This is a genomic window from Streptomyces sp. PA03-6a, from assembly GCF_033792765.1.
GTDB lineage: Bacteria > Actinomycetota > Actinomycetes > Streptomycetales > Streptomycetaceae > Actinacidiphila.
In genome coordinates, this window is record NZ_JARAVK010000076.1 from 20,169 (window position 1) to 37,466 (window position 17,298).

General features: G+C 72.6%; 16 protein-coding genes. 8 read left to right on the forward strand and 8 right to left on the reverse strand.

What is annotated here, in order from left to right; translation table 11 throughout:
• Positions 1-48: 48 nt before the first annotated feature.
• A complete protein-coding gene (locus PV350_RS19815) occupies positions 49-402 on the reverse strand; it encodes a HesB/IscA family protein (RefSeq protein ID WP_499511434.1) in 354 nt (117 codons plus the stop codon).
• A gap of 242 nt (positions 403-644) precedes the next feature.
• On the opposite strand from PV350_RS19815, the gene nadA reads away from it, so the two are divergent.
• Complete coding sequence (gene nadA, locus PV350_RS19820; RefSeq protein WP_499511435.1) at positions 645-1,820, forward strand: quinolinate synthase NadA; 1,176 nt, start codon at positions 645-647, stop codon at positions 1,818-1,820.
• A 15-nt stretch (positions 1,821-1,835) separates the two neighbouring features.
• Positions 1,836-2,720, forward strand: coding sequence for a GNAT family N-acetyltransferase (locus tag PV350_RS19825; protein WP_499511436.1), 885 nt, complete (start codon positions 1,836-1,838; stop codon positions 2,718-2,720).
• Between the two features lie 66 nt (positions 2,721-2,786).
• Here the strand turns inward: PV350_RS19825 and PV350_RS19830 are convergent, their stop codons facing one another.
• From PV350_RS19830 to PV350_RS19850, 5 genes are all read right to left on the reverse strand, one after another.
• On the reverse strand, positions 2,787-5,927 hold the full coding sequence (locus tag PV350_RS19830) for an efflux RND transporter permease subunit (RefSeq protein ID WP_499511437.1): 3,141 nt from the start codon (positions 5,925-5,927) through the stop codon (positions 2,787-2,789).
• A 164-nt stretch (positions 5,928-6,091) separates the two neighbouring features.
• Positions 6,092-6,778: a response regulator transcription factor gene (locus PV350_RS19835; protein WP_499511438.1), complete on the reverse strand. Its 687-nt coding sequence runs from the start codon at positions 6,776-6,778 to the stop codon at positions 6,092-6,094.
• On the reverse strand, positions 6,775-7,992 hold the full coding sequence (locus tag PV350_RS19840) for a sensor histidine kinase (RefSeq protein ID WP_499516810.1): 1,218 nt from the start codon (positions 7,990-7,992) through the stop codon (positions 6,775-6,777). The genes PV350_RS19835 and PV350_RS19840 overlap by 4 nt, the downstream gene beginning before the upstream one ends.
• Before the next feature lie 110 nt (positions 7,993-8,102).
• Positions 8,103-8,381, reverse strand: a complete 279-nt coding sequence (gene pspAA, locus PV350_RS19845) for a PspA-associated protein PspAA (protein WP_499511439.1) — start codon at positions 8,379-8,381, stop codon at positions 8,103-8,105.
• A 22-nt stretch (positions 8,382-8,403) separates the two neighbouring features.
• Positions 8,404-9,192 carry a PspA/IM30 family protein gene (locus PV350_RS19850; protein WP_499511440.1) on the reverse strand — a complete coding sequence of 263 codons (789 nt, stop codon included), beginning with the start codon at positions 9,190-9,192 and terminating at the stop codon, positions 8,404-8,406.
• A 195-nt stretch (positions 9,193-9,387) separates the two neighbouring features.
• On the opposite strand from PV350_RS19850, the gene PV350_RS19855 reads away from it, so the two are divergent.
• The 3 genes from PV350_RS19855 to PV350_RS19865 all read left to right on the forward strand — a co-directional run bounded on the left by PV350_RS19855 (position 9,388) and on the right by PV350_RS19865 (position 11,907).
• On the forward strand, positions 9,388-9,978 hold the full coding sequence (locus PV350_RS19855; protein WP_499511441.1) for a DUF3043 domain-containing protein: 591 nt from the start codon (positions 9,388-9,390) through the stop codon (positions 9,976-9,978).
• A gap of 68 nt (positions 9,979-10,046) precedes the next feature.
• Positions 10,047-10,757, forward strand: a complete 711-nt coding sequence (locus PV350_RS19860) for a class I SAM-dependent methyltransferase (protein WP_499511442.1) — start codon at positions 10,047-10,049, stop codon at positions 10,755-10,757.
• A 49-nt stretch (positions 10,758-10,806) separates the two neighbouring features.
• Positions 10,807-11,907 carry a S1C family serine protease gene (locus PV350_RS19865; protein ID WP_499511443.1) on the forward strand — a complete coding sequence of 367 codons (1,101 nt, stop codon included), beginning with the start codon at positions 10,807-10,809 and terminating at the stop codon, positions 11,905-11,907.
• Positions 11,908-12,003: 96 nt separating this feature from the next.
• Here PV350_RS19865 and PV350_RS19870 read toward each other — a convergent pair whose 3' ends face one another.
• On the reverse strand, positions 12,004-12,210 hold the full coding sequence (locus PV350_RS19870) for a hypothetical protein (RefSeq protein ID WP_499511444.1): 207 nt from the start codon (positions 12,208-12,210) through the stop codon (positions 12,004-12,006).
• Between the two features lie 69 nt (positions 12,211-12,279).
• Here PV350_RS19870 and PV350_RS19875 point away from each other — a divergent pair, with 69 nt between their 5' ends.
• The 3 genes from PV350_RS19875 to PV350_RS19885 are packed head-to-tail and all read left to right on the forward strand — an operon-like array spanning position 12,280 to position 16,312.
• Positions 12,280-13,482 carry a bifunctional adenosylcobinamide kinase/adenosylcobinamide-phosphate guanylyltransferase gene (locus PV350_RS19875; protein ID WP_499511445.1) on the forward strand — a complete coding sequence of 401 codons (1,203 nt, stop codon included), beginning with the start codon at positions 12,280-12,282 and terminating at the stop codon, positions 13,480-13,482.
• Positions 13,483-13,522: 40 nt separating this feature from the next.
• A complete protein-coding gene (cobT, locus tag PV350_RS19880) occupies positions 13,523-14,566 on the forward strand; it encodes a nicotinate-nucleotide--dimethylbenzimidazole phosphoribosyltransferase (protein ID WP_499511446.1) in 1,044 nt (347 codons plus the stop codon).
• A 39-nt stretch (positions 14,567-14,605) separates the two neighbouring features.
• Positions 14,606-16,312, forward strand: coding sequence for a DUF6541 family protein (locus PV350_RS19885; protein ID WP_499511447.1), 1,707 nt, complete (start codon positions 14,606-14,608; stop codon positions 16,310-16,312).
• Between the two features lie 155 nt (positions 16,313-16,467).
• Here the strand turns inward: PV350_RS19885 and PV350_RS19890 are convergent, their stop codons facing one another.
• Positions 16,468-17,205 carry a hypothetical protein gene (locus tag PV350_RS19890; RefSeq protein WP_499511448.1) on the reverse strand — a complete coding sequence of 246 codons (738 nt, stop codon included), beginning with the start codon at positions 17,203-17,205 and terminating at the stop codon, positions 16,468-16,470.
• Positions 17,206-17,298: the final 93 nt, after the last annotated feature.

Consider the following 17,298-nt stretch of genomic DNA (forward strand, 5'->3'; position numbering starts at 1 on the left):
TGCCGAAGGCGGCGGGCACCCCGGGTGCCCGCCGCCTTCGCGCGGGGCTCAGTGGAACGAGTCGCCGCAGGCGCAGGAGCCGGTGGCGTTCGGGTTGTCGATCGTGAAGCCCTGCTTCTCGATCGTGTCGACGAAGTCGATGGAGGCGCCGCCGAGGTACGGGGCGCTCATGCGGTCGGTGACCACCTTCACGCCGCCGAAGTCCTTCACGACGTCGCCGTCGAGCGCGCGCTCGTCAAAGAACAGCTGGTAGCGCAGGCCGGAGCAACCGCCCGGCTGGACGGCGACGCGCAGCGCGAGGTCGTCGCGGCCCTCCTGCTCGAGCAGGCTCTTGACCTTGGAGGCCGCCGCGTCGGACAGGATGATGCCCTCGCTCTGGCTGGTCTCGTCCTGAACCGTCATCTGATCCACTCCCGGGTTGTACGGATGCTGCCACAACGGTGAACCGGTGGCTTCCCGGATTCATTCCTCCGGGTCCCATGCGTCTTGGCGCCATCCATGCTCGCACACCGGACCCTGTACGGGTAATGCGTCACATTGACGCGAGGGCCATCGTCATTCTGACGCGAACGGGTTATGATAGATAGCGTCAAATAGACGAAAAGGTTTGAGCCGCAGTTTCGCAGAGAAAGGGCTTCGGGCCCGTGACCACCACATCCGAACCGCTGGACGTCCAGCCGACCCCGCTCGCCCTGCTCCTCCTGGGCCGCGAGTCCGACCCGCGCAGCGAGCGCGGCGTCGACTGTCCCGGCGACCTGCCCGCCCCCTCGGACCCGGATCTGGTGGAGCGCGCCCGCGCCGCCAAGGCGAAGCTCGGCGAGAAGGTCTTCGTCCTGGGCCACCACTACCAGCGCGACGAGGTCATCCAGTTCGCCGACGTCACCGGCGACTCCTTCAAGCTGGCCCGTGACGCCGCCGCCCGGCCCGAGGCGGAGTACATCGTCTTCTGCGGTGTGCACTTCATGGCCGAGTCCGCGGACATCCTGACCTCCGACGCCCAGCAGGTGATCCTCCCCGACCTGGCGGCCGGCTGCTCCATGGCCGACATGGCCACCGCCGAGCAGGTCGCCGAGTGCTGGGACGTGCTCACCGAGGCCGGCGTCGCCGACGTCACCGTGCCCGTCTCGTACATGAACTCCTCCGCCGACATCAAGTCCTTCACCGGCCGTCACGGCGGCACCATCTGCACCTCCAGCAACGCCAAGCGCGCCCTGGAATGGGCGTTCCAGCAGGGCGAGAAGGTGCTCTTCCTCCCCGACCAGCACCTCGGCCGCAACACCGCGGTCCGGGAGATGGGCTTCTCGCTGGAGGACTGCGTCCTCTACAACCCGCACAAGCCGAACGGCGGGGTCACCGCGGAGCAGCTGCGCGACGCCAAGATGATCCTGTGGCGCGGCCACTGCTCGGTGCACGGCCGCTTCTCGCTGGACTCGGTGGAGGACGTGCGCGCCCGCATCCCCGGCGTCAACGTCCTGGTGCACCCCGAGTGCAAGCACGAGGTCGTCACCGCGGCCGACCAGGTCGGCTCGACCGAGTACATCATCAAGGCCCTGGAGGCGGCCCCGGCCGGTTCTTCCTGGGCGATCGGCACCGAGCTCAACCTGGTGCGCCGGCTGGCCAAGGCGCACCAGGACAAGCAGATCGTCTTCCTCGACAAGACCGTCTGCTTCTGCTCGACCATGAACCGGATCGACCTGCCGCACCTGGTGTGGACGCTGGAGTCGCTGGCCGACGGCAAGGTCGTCAACCGCATCCAAGTAGACCGGGAGACCGAACACTTCGCGAAGCTGGCACTGGAGCGGATGCTCGCCCTGCCGTAGGGGCAGGATGGGCGCATGATCCTGCGCCCGTTGCACGACACCGACGAGGACGCCGACGCCGTAGCGGTCGTGGCCGCCGCCGCGTTCGGCGCCTCCGACGCCCTGCCCGGTGGCGGCCCGCCCGAGGAGATGCCTCCCGAGCGGGCCGCTCTGCTGCGACGGCGCAACCGGTACGTCGCGCGTACCGACCCCGGTGGCTGCTGGCTGGCCGTGGACGAGACCTCCGGCATGCCGCTCGGGATCGCCATGTCGACGCGCCGCGAGGGGACGTGGGGGCTGTCGCTCTTCGCCGTGCTGCCCTCCGCGCAGCGGCAGGGGGTCGGGCGCGAACTGCTCGCCGCCGCCCTGGCGTACGGGCGCGGCTGCCTGCGCGGCATCATCTGCAGTTCCCCCGACCCGCGGGCGGCGGCGACCTACCGCCGGGCGGGCTTCGCGCTGCACCCGGCGATGCGCCTGGAAGGTGCCGTCCGCAAGGGCGACCTGCCGGCGCCGGACGGGGCGGTGCACGAGGGCTCGGCCAAGCACCGCGACCTGATGGACTCCGTGGACCGGCGCACCCGGGGCGGCGCGCACGGCCCCGACCACGACCAACTGCTCACCGAGTGCCCCCTGTTGGTCGTGGACGACCTCGCCGGGAGCGGCTACTGCTACGTCGACCGGGAAGGGAACGTACGGCTGCTGGCCGCGACCTCACGGCGGCTGGCGTCCCGGCTGCTCACCGCCGCGCTACTGAGCCTGCCCGAGGGCACCACCGCGCGGGTCCCCAACCTGACGGCCGAGCAGCAGTGGGCCGTGGACGTGGGCCTGACGGCCGGGCTGGAGCTGAGCACGTCCGGCTGGGTCTGCCTGCGCGGGATGCGTCCGCCGGAGCCGTACATCCCGTCCGGGTTCTTCCTGTAGACGGGGCAGGGCCCTGGGCGTTCGTGAACGCCCAGGGCCCTGCAGCCGGTCGTACTGCGCGGGGTCTCAGACCCCGGCCAGCTCCGACTTCTTCTGCGGCTCCTCCTCGCCCGGGCCCGCGGCCCCGGCCGCCCGCTTCAGCGCCTTGCGCTTGGCACGGCGCTCCTTGCGGATCTCGACCATCGTGTAGAGGGTCGGGACGAGCAGCAGGGTCAGCAGCGTCGAGGTGAGCAGACCGCCGATGACGACCACGGCGAGCGGCTGGGCGATGAAGCCGCCCTCGCCGGTCACCCCGAGGGCCATCGGGAGCAGGGCGAAGATGGTCGCCAGCGCGGTCATCAGGATCGGCCGCAGACGGTGCCGGCCACCCTCGATGACGGCCTCCACGACGCCGTACCCCTGGGCGCGGTACTGGTTGATGAGGTCCATCAGCACGATCGCGTTGGTCACCACGATGCCGATGAGCATCAGCATGCCGATCAGCGCCGGGACGCCCATCGGGGTGCCGGTGATCAGCAGCAGGCCGATCGCGCCGGTGGCGGCGAACGGGATGGACACCAGCAGCACCATCGGCTGGATCAGGCTGCGGAAGGTGCCGACCAGCAGCATGAAGACGATGGCGATCGCGGCGAGCATCGCGAGCAGGAGCCCTGTGTTGGCCTCGTCCTGATCGGAGGAGACACCGCCGATCTCGACGGTGGCGCCCTTGGGGAGATCGAGCGAGTCGATCTCCTTCGTCAGAGCGTTGCTCACCGCGCCGGTGTTGTCACCGGTCGGCTTCGCCGTGATCGTGGCGGCGCGGGCACCGTCGATCCGGGTCTTCTGCACCGGGCCGGGAGCCTCGACGACCTCGGCGACCTTGCCGAGCTTCACCGGTCCCGCGGGGGTGGGGATGGTGAGGGCCTCGAGCTCGGCGACCGTGCCGGCCTTCTGCCCGGAGACCACCCGCACGTCGCGCTCGGTGTCGTCGAGCACAGCGCTGCCGACGGTCGTACCGCGCACGGCCTGGGTGACGGCGGCACCGATGGTGGCGTCGTTCAGTCCGTACTTGGCGGCCTCGGTCTGCTTGGCGTGGACCTCGATCCTGGGCACGCTCTGCGCGAGGTCGCTGGTGACGTCGGTGACGTCGTCCAGACCGGCAACGGCGTCACGCACCTCGGCACTGGCCTTGGCCAGGGTGCCGGCATCCGCTGCCTTGACCACGACCGACAGGTTCTGGCTGCCGAAGCCGTCGCCGGCGGAGACCGAGGTCGTGCCGACGCCGTCGAGCTTCTTCAGGCCCGTCCGGATCTCGTCGAGGACGCCGGCACTGTCGTCGGCGCTCTTCAGCTTCACCTGGAAGCTGGCCTGGTTGGCGCCGGTGCCGCCGCCGAAGGCCGCCAGGAAGCCGGACGATCCGACGGTGACCTGGTAGTCCTGGACCTGGTCGATGCCCTCGAGCAGCTTCTCGACCTTGCGGGCCGCTGCGTCGGAGGCGGACAGGCTGGTGCCCGGCGGGAGTTCCTGCTTGACGGTCAGGGTGTCCTGGGCACCGGGCTCGAAGAAGTTCGTCTTCAGCAGCGGGGCGAGTCCGACAGTGACCAGCAGGACCGCGACGGCGATGAGGACGCTGGTCAGCCGACGACGCGTGGCGAAGCGCAGCACCGGCACGTACAGCCGCTGCAGGACGCCGCGGGACTCCTCCTCTTCTGCCCGGCGCCGGATCTCCTCCGGGGCGATCCTGCCCGCGTCGGCCGGCGGCTTGAGGAACCAGTACGACAGCACCGGGACGACCGTCAGCGACACCAGCAGCGAAGCCAGCAGCGCCACGGCGACGGTCAGCGAGAACGAGCCGAACAAGGCGCCGACGAGGCCGCCGACCAGGCCGATCGGCAGGAAGACGGCAACCGTGGTGAGGGTGGAGGCGGTCACCGCGCCGGCCACCTCGCGCACGGCGGCGATGATCGCGGGCTGCTTCTCCTCGCCGTAGGCGAGGTGCCGCTTGATGTTCTCCAGCACCACGATCGAGTCGTCGACGACACGGCCGATGGCGATGGTCAGCGCGCCCAGGGTGAGCACGTTGAGCGACAGGCCGCGGGTCCACAGCACGATCAGCGTCAGCACGACGGAGAGCGGGATGGAGACCGCGGTCACCAGGGTCGAGCGCAGCGACGCCAGGAAGACCAGGATGATCACGACCGCGAAGAGCAGACCGAGCAGGCCCTCGGTGGTCAGGCCGTGGATCGACTTGGAGACCGCGGGGCCCTGGTCGCTGACGACGGTGAGCTTGGCGCCCTTGCCGAGGTCGCGCTCGAGATCGGCCAGCTTGTCCTTGACGGCCGAGGAGATCGCGACGGCGCTGCCGTCCTGGTCCATGGTGACGGCCACGCCGAGGCTGGGCTCACCGTCGGTCCGGGTGATGGAGGCGGCGGCGTCCGGGCGCTCCGCGACGGTGGCGACGTCGCCGAGGCGCACGGGCTTGGGGGCGGCGGGGATCCGCAGGTCCTCGATCTGCTGCACGGAGGCGTACTCGCCGCCGACCTGGACGGTGCGGCTCTTGCCGCCGTCGTCGAAGGAGCCGGCCGGGACGGCGTGGCCGCCGGCCTGCAGCGCCTGCACGAGGGCGGCGGCGCCGAGCTTGCGGTCGGCGAGCTTCTCGTCGTCGGGGGTGACGGTGACGATCTGGTCCTGGACGCCGGTGACGGTCACCTGGCCGACGCCGTCGATGTCCTGCAGGACCGGGACGACCGAGCGGTCGAGCGCGTCGGCCAGTGCCTGCTGGTCCAGGCCGGTGGAGGTGGCGGCGAGCACGACGGTCGGGATGTCGTCCGTCGAGCCGGCGATGACCTGCGGGTCGGCGTCCTCCGGCAGCCGCGAGGAGACCCGGTTCACCGCCTGCTGGACGTTGGCCACCAGCTTGTCGCTGTCGTTGCCGTAGTCGAACTGGGCCATGATCACGGCAGCGCCCTCGCTGGCCGTGGACGTGATGCCGGTGATGCCGTCGACGCCCTTGACGCCGTTCTCGATCGGCTCGACGACCTGCTTCTCGACGACGTCGGGGGACGCGCCCGGGTAGGTCGTGATCACCGACACCAGGGGCAGGTCGATGGAGGGGTACAGCTGCTGCTTGAGGGACGGTATCGCGATGGCGCCGAAGCCGATGGCGACCACCGCCATCAGCGCGACCAGGCTGCGCTGGGCGAGGCTGATTCGGGACAGCCAGGACATCGTGGTGCGGTCTCTTCTCTGTGCTCAGAGTGCTCGGGTGTTCTCGGGTTGTGGACTTTTGTCAGCCCACGCCACTTTCTCCTGTCGCGGAGGGTGGTTTCCTCAGCCCGAGGTCGTGATTGGTTCCGGAGGCGTACTGCGGATGCGGTACACGCCGGTCGTACTCAGCGCGCTGCGGGCCGCACCAGACCCGACTCGTACGCGGCGACGACCAGCTGCGCGCGGTCGCGGGCACCGAGTTTGGCCATGGTGCGGTTCACGTGCGTCTTGACGGTGAGCGGGCTCACCCCGAGGCGTTCGGCGATCTCGTCGTTCGGCAGCCCCAGCGCCACCTCGACCAGCACCTCGCGCTCGCGTGCCGTCAGCGCGTCCAGGTCCGGGGCCGCCGGTCCGCCCTCCGTGGGCAGCGGGCGCCGACCGCCGCTCTGCGCCAGGAACTGGGCGATCAGGCTCTTGGTCGCCGACGGGGACAGCAGCGCGTCACCCTCGGCGACGGTGCGGATCGCGGCGAGCAGCTCGGCCGGCTCGGCGCCCTTGCCGAGGAACCCGGCGGCGCCGGCGCGGATCGCCTGGGCGACGTACTCGTCCGCCTCGAACGTCGTCAGGACGAGGACCGCCACGCCGGTCAGGTCCTCGGCGGCGGTGATCTCGCGGGTGGCGGCGAGGCCGTCCGTGCCGGGCATCCGGATGTCCATCAGGACGACGTCCGCCCGGGTGCTGCGGGCCAGCGCGACGGCTTCGGCGCCGTCCGAGGCCTCCCCCACGACCTCCATGTCCGGCTCGGACTCCACGAGGACGCGGAACGCGCCCCGCAGCAGCGCCTGGTCGTCCGCGAGCAGCACCCTGATCATGCCGGGATTCTCCCATCCCCCCGCCGGGCGGCCGGCTGGCCCGGCACCACCAGCGGCAGGCGGGCGTGGACGCGGAAACCGCCCTGCGTGCAGGGGCCGGCCTCGCAGGTGCCGCCGAGGGCCGCGGCCCGCTCGCGCATGCCGATCAGGCCGTGGCCGCCGCCCGCGGTGCCCGGGGCCTGCGGGCTGCCGCCACGGTCGACCACGGTGACCTCCAGCGTCCCGTCGCCGCGCGCGATGCGGATCTGCGCCCGCGCGCCCGGGCCGGCGTGCTTGTGGACGTTGGTCAGCGACTCCTGGATGACCCGGTACGCGGTGAGGTCCACGCTCGCGGGAAGCGTGCCGGGGTCCTCCTCGGCCACCTCCACCGGCAGCCCGGCCCGGCGGAAGCCGTCGACGAGCTGGTCCAGCACCCCGAGGCCGGGTGCCGGTTCCATGGGTGCGGCGGGGTCCCCCGACTGCCGCAGCAGGCCCACGGTCGCACGGAGCTCGTCCAGCGCCGAACGGCTCGCCTCCCGGACGTGTGCGAGGGCCTGCTTCGCCTGGTCGGGCCGACTGTCCATGACGTGGGCGGCGACACCGGCCTGCACGTTGACCAGGGCGATGTGGTGGGCGACCACGTCGTGCAGCTCGCGGGCGATCCGCATCCGCTCCTCGGCGACGCGGCGCTTGGCCTCCTCCTCCCGGGTGCGCTCGGCCCGCTCGGCGCGCTCCTCGACGGCGGCGATGTAGGCGCGGCGGTGACGGGTGGCCTCGCCGGCGGCGGCGGCCATGCCGCTCCACGCGAACAGGGCGATGTTCTCGGCGGAGTACCAGGGCCGGGCCCCGAAGAGCATGGCGATCGCGGGCAGCAGCAGGCAGGTGGCGAGGCCGAGCCGGAAGGTGGTGGTGCGGTCGGTGCGCGTGGAGGCGGAGAAGAGCGCCACGACGACGGTGGCGGCCACCGGGGCGCGGCCCTCCCCGGTCGCGGTGAGCAGGTAGACGACGGTGACCGCGCCGGTGAAGGCGAGGACGCCCAGCGGGCTGCGCCGGCGCACCATCAGCGCGGCGGAGCCGAGGACGGCCAGCAGGATGTCGGGGACCGAGGCGTCGTACCGCTCGGTGTGCGGCCCGATGAACATGTTGCCGAGGATCACCGCGAGGACGGCGATCGCCAGCCCGGCGTCGAGGGCTACGGGGTGGGCCTGCGGCCACAGCCGGGCCCGGTCCTTCATCGATCGATGCTGCACGCTCACCAACGGTACGGGTCCCCAGGAACGGCCGTGCCCCGGTCCGGTGCGGTACCGGGCCGGGGCACTGAGCGGGTGCGCTGGTCGGCGAGGTGTCAGCCGGGGATGAGCCCGCCGTCCCCGAGCAGTGCCCGGACCTCCTCCAAGGTGGCCTCCGAGGCCGGGAGGATCAGCTCGGACGGCTCCAGGGAGTCGTCCGGCAGAGGTGTGCCGAGCCGCCGGACGGCGTCGAGGAGCGCGGTGAGCGTGCGCCGGAACCCGGCGTCGTCACCGCTCTCCATCTCCGCCAGGAGCTCGTCGTCGAGCTTGTTGAGTTCGGTGAGGTGGCTCTCGTCCACCGTCACCTGGCCCTCGCCCATGATCCTCACGATCACGACGCCCTCCTCTAGGGGTGTCTCACTGCTTGTCGAACCGGGGCTGGTCCTGGGTCTGCGACGGGGTCTGGCCCTGCTGTCCGCTCTCGATGGCCTGCTGCGGGGAGCCGCCGGCCAGCTCGGCCTTCATGCGCTGCAGCTCCAGTTCGACGTCGCTGCCGCCGGAGAGGCGGTCGAGCTCCGCCTGGATGTCGTCCTTGGCGATCCCGGTCGGGTCGTCGAGGGCGCCGGAGGCCAGCAGCTCGTCCAGGGCGCCGGCCCGGGCGCGCAGCTGCTCGGTCTTGTCCTCGGCCCGCTGGATCGCCAGGCCGACGTCGCCCATCTCCTCCGAGATGCCGGAGAAGGCCTCGCCGATCTGGGTCTGGGCCTTGGCCGCGCTGTAGGTGGCCTTGATGGTCTCCTTCTTGGTGCGGAAGGCGTCCACCTTGGCCTGCAGGCGCTGGGCGGCGAGGGTGAGCTTCTCCTCCTCGCCCTGCAGCGTCTGGTGCTGCGTCTCCAGGTCGGTGACCTGCTGCTGGAGGGCGGCTCGACGCGACAGCGCCTCGCGGGCCAGGTCCTCCCGTCCCAGGGCGAGCGCCTTGCGGCCCTGGTCCTCGTACTTCGCGGACTGCTGCTGCAGCTGGTTCAGCTGCAGCTCCAGGCGCTTGCGCGAGGTGGCGACGTCCGCCACACCGCGCCGTACCTTCTGCAGCAGCTCCAGCTGTTTCTGGTACGAGTAGTCGAGGGTCTCGCGCGGATCCTCGGCCCGGTCAAGGGCCTTGTTGGCCTTCGCGCGGAAGATCATCCCCATCCGCTTCATGACACCGCTCATGGGCCTCGCGCGCCCCCTTCATTCAGCTCGCCAGCACACCTCTACAGACCCCACAGTACGGGGCCTGGTTCCATTACCCCACTGTTCTGTTGCTGATGCGCTCATCCTTAGGAACGATCACAGTTCGATGACCTCAGGCGCAGGGAGTAGGTGAGGGGCTGGGGGTCCCGTCGGCGAGCACGTAACCTTGGAGTCGTGTTCCGACGTCGTTCCCAAAGCGAGCAGACCGCGTCCACCACTGTGGTGGACGACCGGCAGCCCCGCGACCCGCAGGCTCCCAAGGGTCGCCCCACGCCCAAGCGCAGCGATGCCCAGGGCCAGCGCCGCAAGGCGGTGACCACGCCCACCGACCGCAAGGCCGCCACCAAGCAGGCCCGCGACGCCCGGCGGGCCGACCTGGCCAAGCAGCGCGAGGCCCTGATGAACGGGGACGAGCGCTACCTGCCCGCCCGTGACAAGGGCCCGGTGCGCAAGTTCGCGCGTGACTACGTGGACTCGCGCTTCCGCATGGCCGAGTTCTTCCTGCCGCTCGCCGTGGTCATCCTCGTGCTCAGCATGCTCCGCAACCCCGCGCTGCAGAACCTCTCCCTGCTGCTGTGGCTCGTGGTCATCGTGCTGATCGTCGTCGACTCGGCCTTCACCGGCTTCCTGCTCCGCCGCGAGCTGGCCAAGCGCTTCCCGGACAAGCCCACCAAGGGTGCGGTCGCCTACGCCCTCATGCGGACCCTCCAGATGCGCCGACTGCGCCTGCCGAAGCCGCAGGTCAAGCGCGGCACCAAGCTCTGAGCGGGAACGGCGGTTTCGCCGGCGCCGCCGGCTCGTGGCTGGACCGGCTGGGCGGGCTCCGGAACACCGTGCGCCAGGAGCTGGTCGCGCGCCAGCTGGACGAGCAGATCACCGCGCGCTTCCCCGTGGGGCGCCGGCTCAGGATCCTCGACGTCGGCCCCGGCCAGGGCACCCAGGCGCTGCGACTCGCCCGTGCCGGCCACCTGGTCACCGGCCTGGAGGCCGATCCGGAGATGGCGGGGGTCCTGCGCGCGGCCGTGGCCGCCGAGCCGGAGGGCATACGCGAGCGGATCACCCTCGTCGAGGGCGACGGCCGGGAGACCGGCCGGCACTTCGGGCCCGGCAGCTTCGACGTCGTGCTCTGCCACGGCGTGCTGATGTACGTGCCCGAGCCGGACGCGATGGTCGCCGGGCTCGCCCGGGTGCTGGCCCCCGGCGGGCTGCTGTCGCTGCTGGTGCGCAACGCCGACGCCCTGGCGATGCGGCCCGCGCTGCAGGGCGACTGGGCCGGTGCGCTGTCCGCCTTCGCGGGCGACACGTACACCAACCGGCTGGGGCTCGCCGCCCGCGCCGACCGGCGTGCGGACCTGACGACGACCCTCAGCGCCATCGGCGCGCCGCTGCACGCCTGGTACGGGGTGCGGGTCTTCACCGACACGGCGCCGGACGACTCCGTGGAGGTGCCGCAGGAGTTGCTGGCCGCCGAGGAGCTGGCCGGCCGCACCGACCCCTACCGCGGGGTCGCGGCACTGCTGCATCTGTGCGGCGTACGGAACTGACCGGGGCGGGATACCGGGGACGGGACGTCACGAACGCGACACTTCGGTCATGCGCGATTCGAAGCCCAACCGATGGCGGCCGCCGACGGCGCTCCGGGCGGCGGCCCTGCTGCTGGCCGTCGCGTGCTGCGGTGGCGTGACCGCCGGATGCACGGGGGACTCCCCCTCCCCCAGCGCGGCATCCTCGGCGCCCGCGCCCGTCGCCGCCTCCGAGCTGGCCGGCGCCCGTGATCTGGAGCGCTCCTACCAGCAGGTGGTCAAGGCGGTGCTGCCGTCCGTCGTCCAGATCAACACGTCCGAGGGACTGGGCTCCGGCATCGTCTACGACACCAAGGGCCACATCGTCACCAACGCCCATGTCGTCGGCAGCTCCGACACCTTCGAGGTCACCCTCGCCAACAGCGACACCCCGCACAAGGGCCGGCTCGTGGCGGCCTACCCCGAGCAGGACCTCGCCGTCATCGAACTCGACGACCCGCCGAGCGGGCTGCGCGCGGCGTCCTTCGGCCGCTCCCGGGACGTCCAGGTCGGCCAGATCGTGCTCGCCATGGGCAGTCCGCTCGGCCTGAACAGCAGCGTCACGCAGGGCATCGTCTCCGCCGTCGGCCGTACGGTCAGCGAGACCGGGGCCGAGGGCGGCACCGGCGCCACCCTGGCCGACATGGTGCAGACCTCGGCTCCCATCAACCCGGGCAACAGCGGCGGGGCACTGGTCAACCTCTCCGGCCAGGTCATCGGCATCCCGACGCTCGCCGCGGTCAACCCCACCATGGGCGACTCCTCGGCCCCGGGCATCGGCTTCGCCATCCCCGCGGCGACCGTCACCCGCATCGCGGACCAGATCATCCAGCACGGCAAGGTCGTCGACTCCGGCCGCGCGGCGCTGGGCATCGTCGCGCGCACCGTCCTCGACGAGAACTTCCAGCCCGCCGGGGTGGGCGTCGTCGAGGTGACCCGGGGCGGGGCGGCGGACAAGGCCGGGATCAAGCCCGGGGACGTCATCACCGACGTCGGGGGCGACGACATCACGACCCTCCAGTCGCTGTCCGAGGCCCTGGTCCAGCACGCCCCCGGCGACACCGTGGACGTTACCTTCCAGCGCGGCGGCAACGCGAAGACCGTCAAGGTCACGCTCGGGCAGCTCCAGTAGCGGCCGGACGCACAGCCGGGGCGGGGTCGTGGGACGTCCCACGACCCCGCCCCGGCGTGGTGCGGCGGCCGGACCCCCGGCCGCCCGGGCACGGGTCTACTCGTCGGCGTGCAGGCTCATCGGGCCGTAGATCTTCGTGCCGTCATCGAAGAGGTGCACCTGGTCGGCGCCTCCCTGGAGGAGGTCCTTCCAGACCTCGCCGATCCAGGACTCGGCGTCGCCTTGCGTGGGGAACTCCTCGGGCTCGACCGCGGGGGTGACCTCCGTGCCGTCGGTCTTCTCGAAACGCCACGTCCACGCCATGTCCGTCTCCTCGTCCCTGGGGGTGCCTGCCCGGCAGCGTAGCGTGCGCGGACGCGAGAGGATCTGCACGTGGAACTGACTCTCCTCGGCACCGGTGGCCCCGACGGCCTGCCCCTCCCCGGCTGCCCGTGCGCGGCGTGCGCGACGGCGGTGGGCGACCAGGCGCGGGCGGCGACCTCGCTGCTCGTGGACGGGGTGCTGCTGCTCGACCTGACGCCGGGTCTCGCGCTGACCGCGGCGCGCTCCGGTCACTCGCTCGCCGGGGTCCGCCAGGTGCTGCTGTCGCATCCGCACGACGGGCCGGCCGTGGAGATCCCGGCGGGGCTGCCCGCGCCGGGCCGGGTGGCGGCCGGGCAGGAGATCACGCTGCTGACGGGCCACCGGGTGCGGGCGGTGCCGGTCGACGCGCCCGGGTCCGGGTACGAGGTGACGGGACCGGACGGCGAGCGGTTGCTGTACCTGCCGCCGGAGTGCGCTCCGGCGGGGCTGCCGGAGGCCGTGGAGCCGTACCGGATGGTGCTGCTGGACGCCGTGGGCCGGCCGGACGGGCTGGCGCGGCTGCGCGCGGCCGGCGCGGTCGGGAGCACCACCGACGTCGTCGCGGTCCACCTGGACCACCGCGTCCACCCCGGGCCGGAGCTGCGGCGCCGGCTGGCCGCGCTCGGCGTACGGGCGGTGCCGGACGGCACGACGCTGACGGTCGGCGACCTGCACGACGTGCCCGACGTGCCGCGGCGCACGCTCGTGCTGGGCGGGGCGCGGTCGGGCAAGTCGGTGGAGGCGGAACGGCGGCTGTCGGCCTTCCCCGACGTGCTGTACGTGGCCACCGGCGGGACGCGCGGCGGTGACCCGGAGTGGGCGGAGCGCGTGGCGCTGCACCGCGAGCGGCGTCCGCAGTCGTGGCAGACGGTGGAGACCTGCGACCTGCTGCCGCTGCTGGCCGAGGAGGACGGGCCCGCGCTGCTCATCGACTGCCTGTCGCTGTGGCTGACGCACACCATGGACGAGCTCGGCGCGTGGGACGACGAGAGGTGGGCGGAGGGCGCCGAGCGCGAACTGCGCCGCCGCGTCGGGGAACTGACCGCGGCGTGGCGCGCGACCCGCCGCACGGCCGTGGCGGTCAGCAACGAGGTCGGCTCCGGGGTCGTACCGGCCACGGCCAGCGGGCGCAGATTCCGGGACGAGCTGGGGCGGCTGAACCTCGCGCTGGCCGACGAGTCCGAGCACGTGGTGCTGGTGGTCGCGGGACAGGCGCTGCCGCTGCGGGGCTGACCTCGGCGCGCGACCCCGCGGACCGGTAGTGTTCGACCCCGTGAGCGGCCTGAACCTTGATGACTTCGCGACCCTGGTGGAGCGTCCGGACGCCGGTGTGCGCCGTGACGCACGCGACCGTTGGCAGCGGCTGGTGCGCCCGGCGAGCGCGCTGGGCGGGCTGGCCGAGCTCGCCGACTGGCTTTCGGCGGTCCAGGGCGCGGCGACCCTACGCCCGATCGAGCACCCCAAGGCCGTGCTCTTCGCGGCGGACCACGGGGTGGCGGCACTGAAGGTGTCCGCCCGCCCCGGGGGCACCGCGGTCGAGCTGGTGCGGCAGGTCCTGGACGGGGCCTCCCCGGTCAATGTGCTGGCCCGTCAGTACGGCGCGGCGCTGCGGGTGGTGGACGTCGGCGTGGACGCGCCGGCCGACGACCTGCCCGCCGACGTGACGGCGCACCGCGTGCGGCGTGGCTCCGGCCGGATCGACGTGGAGGACGCGCTGACGGCCGAGGAGGCCGAGGCGGCGTTCCGGGCCGGCATGGCCGTCGCGGACGAGGAGGCGGACTCCGGCACGGACCTGGTGCTCCTGGGCGATCTGAGCGTGGGCGGCACCACGGTGGCCGGCGTGCTGATCGCGGCGCTGTGCGGTACCGACGCCTCCGTGGTGACCGGCCGCGGTTCGGGCATCGACGACATCGCGTGGATGCGCAAGTGCGCGGCGATCCGCGACGCGCTGCGCCGGGCCCGGCCCGTGCTGGGCGACCAGCTGGAGCTGCTGGCGGCGGTCGGCGGCGCGGACGTGGCGGCGATCACCGGTTTCCTGCTGCAGGCCTCGGTGCGGAAGCTGCCGGTGGTGCTGGACGGCGTGGTGTCCGCGGCGTGCGCGCTGGTCGCGCAGCGGATCGCCTTCCGGGCGCCGGACTGGTGGCTGGCCGGGCAGGCCAGCGGTGAGCCCGGGCAGGTCAAGGCGCTGGACCGGCTGTCCATCGAGCCGCTGCTCGACCAGAAGGTGACGGCGGGTGAGGGCACCGGCGCGCTGCTGGCGCTCCCCCTGCTGAAGGCGGCGGCGGCCCTGTCGGCGGAGCTGCCGGAACGTTTCTGACCCATCGCGAACCGGGTCGTTCCCGTAGGATCCGGACCTATGGGAACGGCCGTCTCGGTCTGGCGTGAACGCGGCGCGGTGTCCACCGTCCGGTACCTGCGCCTGGTCGGCCTGATCGACCTGCTGGGTGCGGTGTGGGTGTCCTTCGGGAACGACATCCGGCGTCACGACGTCGACGAGTACCTCACCCCGTACCTGCTGACCGCCGGCTACACCCCGGCCTTCCTCGCGCTCTTCCTGGCGGTCACGATGCGCCGCAGGAAGCGCGCGGCCTGGCTGCTCAACCTCGTCCTCGCCGGGCTCTACCTGCTGTTCCTGGCCGCGGCGACGGCCGTCCCCGCGTTCCGCGGCCACCCGCAGAACTGGGTGTCGCTGGGGATCACCGCCGCCTTCTGCGCCGCGCTGCTCGCCGGGCGCCGTGCGTTCCGCGCCAAGGGCGACCGCTCCAACCCCCGGCTGGCCGCGGCGGTCGCCGTCGGCGGCGTCGCGGCCGGCGGACTCCTCGCCGCGGGGCTGGTCACCGTCACCGACACCGGGCACGGCTCGACCTTCGGCCGGCGGTACGCGTACGCCATGCTCCGCGTGGTCTCGCTGGCGGACGCCGAGGAGTCCTTCCCGGGGATCTCGACCCCGGGCTGGGTCGACGTCGTCATCAACGCCATGAGCGCCGTGCTGTTCCTGCTGGTGCTGTACGCGGCGTTCCGCTCGCCCCGCGGCCGCGAACTGCTGGGCCCGCAGGACGAGATGCGGCTGCGGGCCCTGCTGGACCGGCACGGCGAACGTGACTCGCTCGGCTACTTCGCGCTGCGCCGCGACAAGAGCGTGGTCTGGTCGCCGTCGGGCAAGTCGGCGATCGCCTACCGCGTCGTCGGCGGGGTGTCCCTCGCCTCCGGCGACCCCATCGGCGACCCCGAGGCCTGGCCCGGGGCGATCGAGGCCTGGCTCGCCGAGGCCCGCGAGCACGCCTGGGTACCGGCGGTGGTGGGGGCCGGCGAGGAGGCCGGCACCGTCTACGCACGGCACGGGCTGGACGCCCTGGAGCTCGGCGACGAGGCGATCGTCGAGGTCGCCGACTTCACCCTGGAGGGCCGCGCGATGCGCACCGTGCGGCAGGCGTACCACCGGATCGGGCGCGCCGGGTACACCGTCCGCGTACGGCGTCACGAGGACATCCCGGCGCGGGAGATGGCGGCCCTGCTGGAGCGCGCGGACCGCTGGCGGTACGGGCAGACCGAGCGGGGCTTCTCCATGGCGCTGGGGCGGCTCGGCGACCCGGCGGACGGCCGGTGCGTCATGGTGGAGTGCGCGGACGGGCGGGGCGAGCCGAGGGCGCTGCTCAGTTTCGTGCCGTGGGGGCGGCACGGGCTGTCGCTGGACCTGATGCGCCGTGACCGGGACTCCGACAACGGGCTGGTGGAGTTCATGGTGATCGAGCTGATCCGGCGCGCGCAGGAGTCCGGGGTCGAGCGGGTGTCGCTCAACTTCGCCGTGTTCCGTTCGGTCTTCGAGCGCGGGGCGAGGCTGGGCGCCGGACCGGTGCTGCGGATGTGGCGGGCGCTGCTGACCTTCTTCTCCCGGTGGTGGCAGATCGAGTCGCTGTACCGCGCCAACGCCAAGTACCGGCCGGTCTGGGAGCCGCGTTTCCTGCTCTTCGAGAAGGGCGGCGAACTGCCCCGGATCGGACTGGCGAGCGCACGGGCCGAGGGCTTCCTCGCCGCGCCCCGGATGCCCTCGCCGCGGCGCTGAGGGACCGGCCGGGGCGCCGCGGCGGCCTGCATCCGGCACGCGGCCACCACGCGCGCCGGGCGTCCGACGGCCGGGGCGAAGGCCGCGGCCCGTCGGGGCGGAGACGCTCACCGACGCCGTCCGGAGGGACCGGCGTGAGCCGCCGGCGCCGGGGCTCAGTGCTCGGTGAAGCCGCCGATCCGGTCCTGGAGCCGCCGCAACGGGCCCGACCAGCGCGCGTCGTGCCGTGCGGCGCGGGCCTCCGCCCGCCGGGCCGCCCCGGGCCTGCGGGAGTACAGCCGCTCGGCCCACAACGAGTCGGGGCGCGCCAGCCGCAGGGCCGCGTACAGCGCGACGAAGGGCACGAAGACGCCGACGACGGCGGAGCGCAGCTTGCCCTTGACGAGGGCGACGAGGACGAACAGGAAGTTGACGGCGATGGTGAGGATCACCGAGACGCGGCTCTGCTGCTCGTCCGGGCTGACCGAGTTGACGCCGAAGGGGACCAGACCGCAGAGCATCATCAGGACGACGGAGAAGGTGACGACGACGGCCTCGACGCTCTTGCGGCCGCGATCGCTCCAGTACACGTCGTCGAGGTAGAGCACGAGCGCGAATTCGTCGAGCACCAGGCCCGCTCCGGCGCCGAACAGGACCGCGGACAGGTAGGCGCCGAAGCCCCGTGAGGAACTGGCGACGCCCCCGAAGCCGCCGATCGTCATGAGGATGATCCCGGGCACCACGTGGTGGATGTGGGTGCCGCCGGAGGAGATGTTGCGGAAGGGGCCCTTGCCGGCCCGGATGAGACGGGTGATCATCCGGGTGACCAGGAAGGTCAGCACGAACGCGCCCAGCGCGAGGAGCAGCGGCAGCTTTCCCGGCTCGATGATGTTGCGGTACCACCAGTCGCCCATGCCGATTGCTCCAGATTCGCCCCGTACGCGGCACTATACGGTTCCGGCCCGGCGGTTACCCTGCACGCCATGACCGCCGACCCCGACCCCGAC

Coding starts and splice junctions, on each gene's coding strand:
- PV350_RS19815 (WP_499511434.1), bottom strand. CDS start 402: ATGACGGTTCAGGACGAGACCAGCCAGAGCGAGGGCATCATCCTGTCC.
- PV350_RS19825 (WP_499511436.1), top strand. CDS start 1,836: ATGATCCTGCGCCCGTTGCACGACACCGACGAGGACGCCGACGCCGTA.
- PV350_RS19830 (WP_499511437.1), bottom strand. CDS start 5,927: ATGTCCTGGCTGTCCCGAATCAGCCTCGCCCAGCGCAGCCTGGTCGCG.
- PV350_RS19835 (WP_499511438.1), bottom strand. CDS start 6,778: ATGATCAGGGTGCTGCTCGCGGACGACCAGGCGCTGCTGCGGGGCGCG.
- PV350_RS19840 (WP_499516810.1), bottom strand. CDS start 7,992: ATGAAGGACCGGGCCCGGCTGTGGCCGCAGGCCCACCCCGTAGCCCTC.
- PV350_RS19850 (WP_499511440.1), bottom strand. CDS start 9,192: ATGAGCGGTGTCATGAAGCGGATGGGGATGATCTTCCGCGCGAAGGCC.
- PV350_RS19865 (WP_499511443.1), top strand. CDS start 10,807: ATGCGCGATTCGAAGCCCAACCGATGGCGGCCGCCGACGGCGCTCCGG.
- PV350_RS19870 (WP_499511444.1), bottom strand. CDS start 12,210: ATGGCGTGGACGTGGCGTTTCGAGAAGACCGACGGCACGGAGGTCACC.
- PV350_RS19885 (WP_499511447.1), top strand. CDS start 14,606: ATGGGAACGGCCGTCTCGGTCTGGCGTGAACGCGGCGCGGTGTCCACC.
- PV350_RS19890 (WP_499511448.1), bottom strand. CDS start 17,205: ATGGGCGACTGGTGGTACCGCAACATCATCGAGCCGGGAAAGCTGCCG.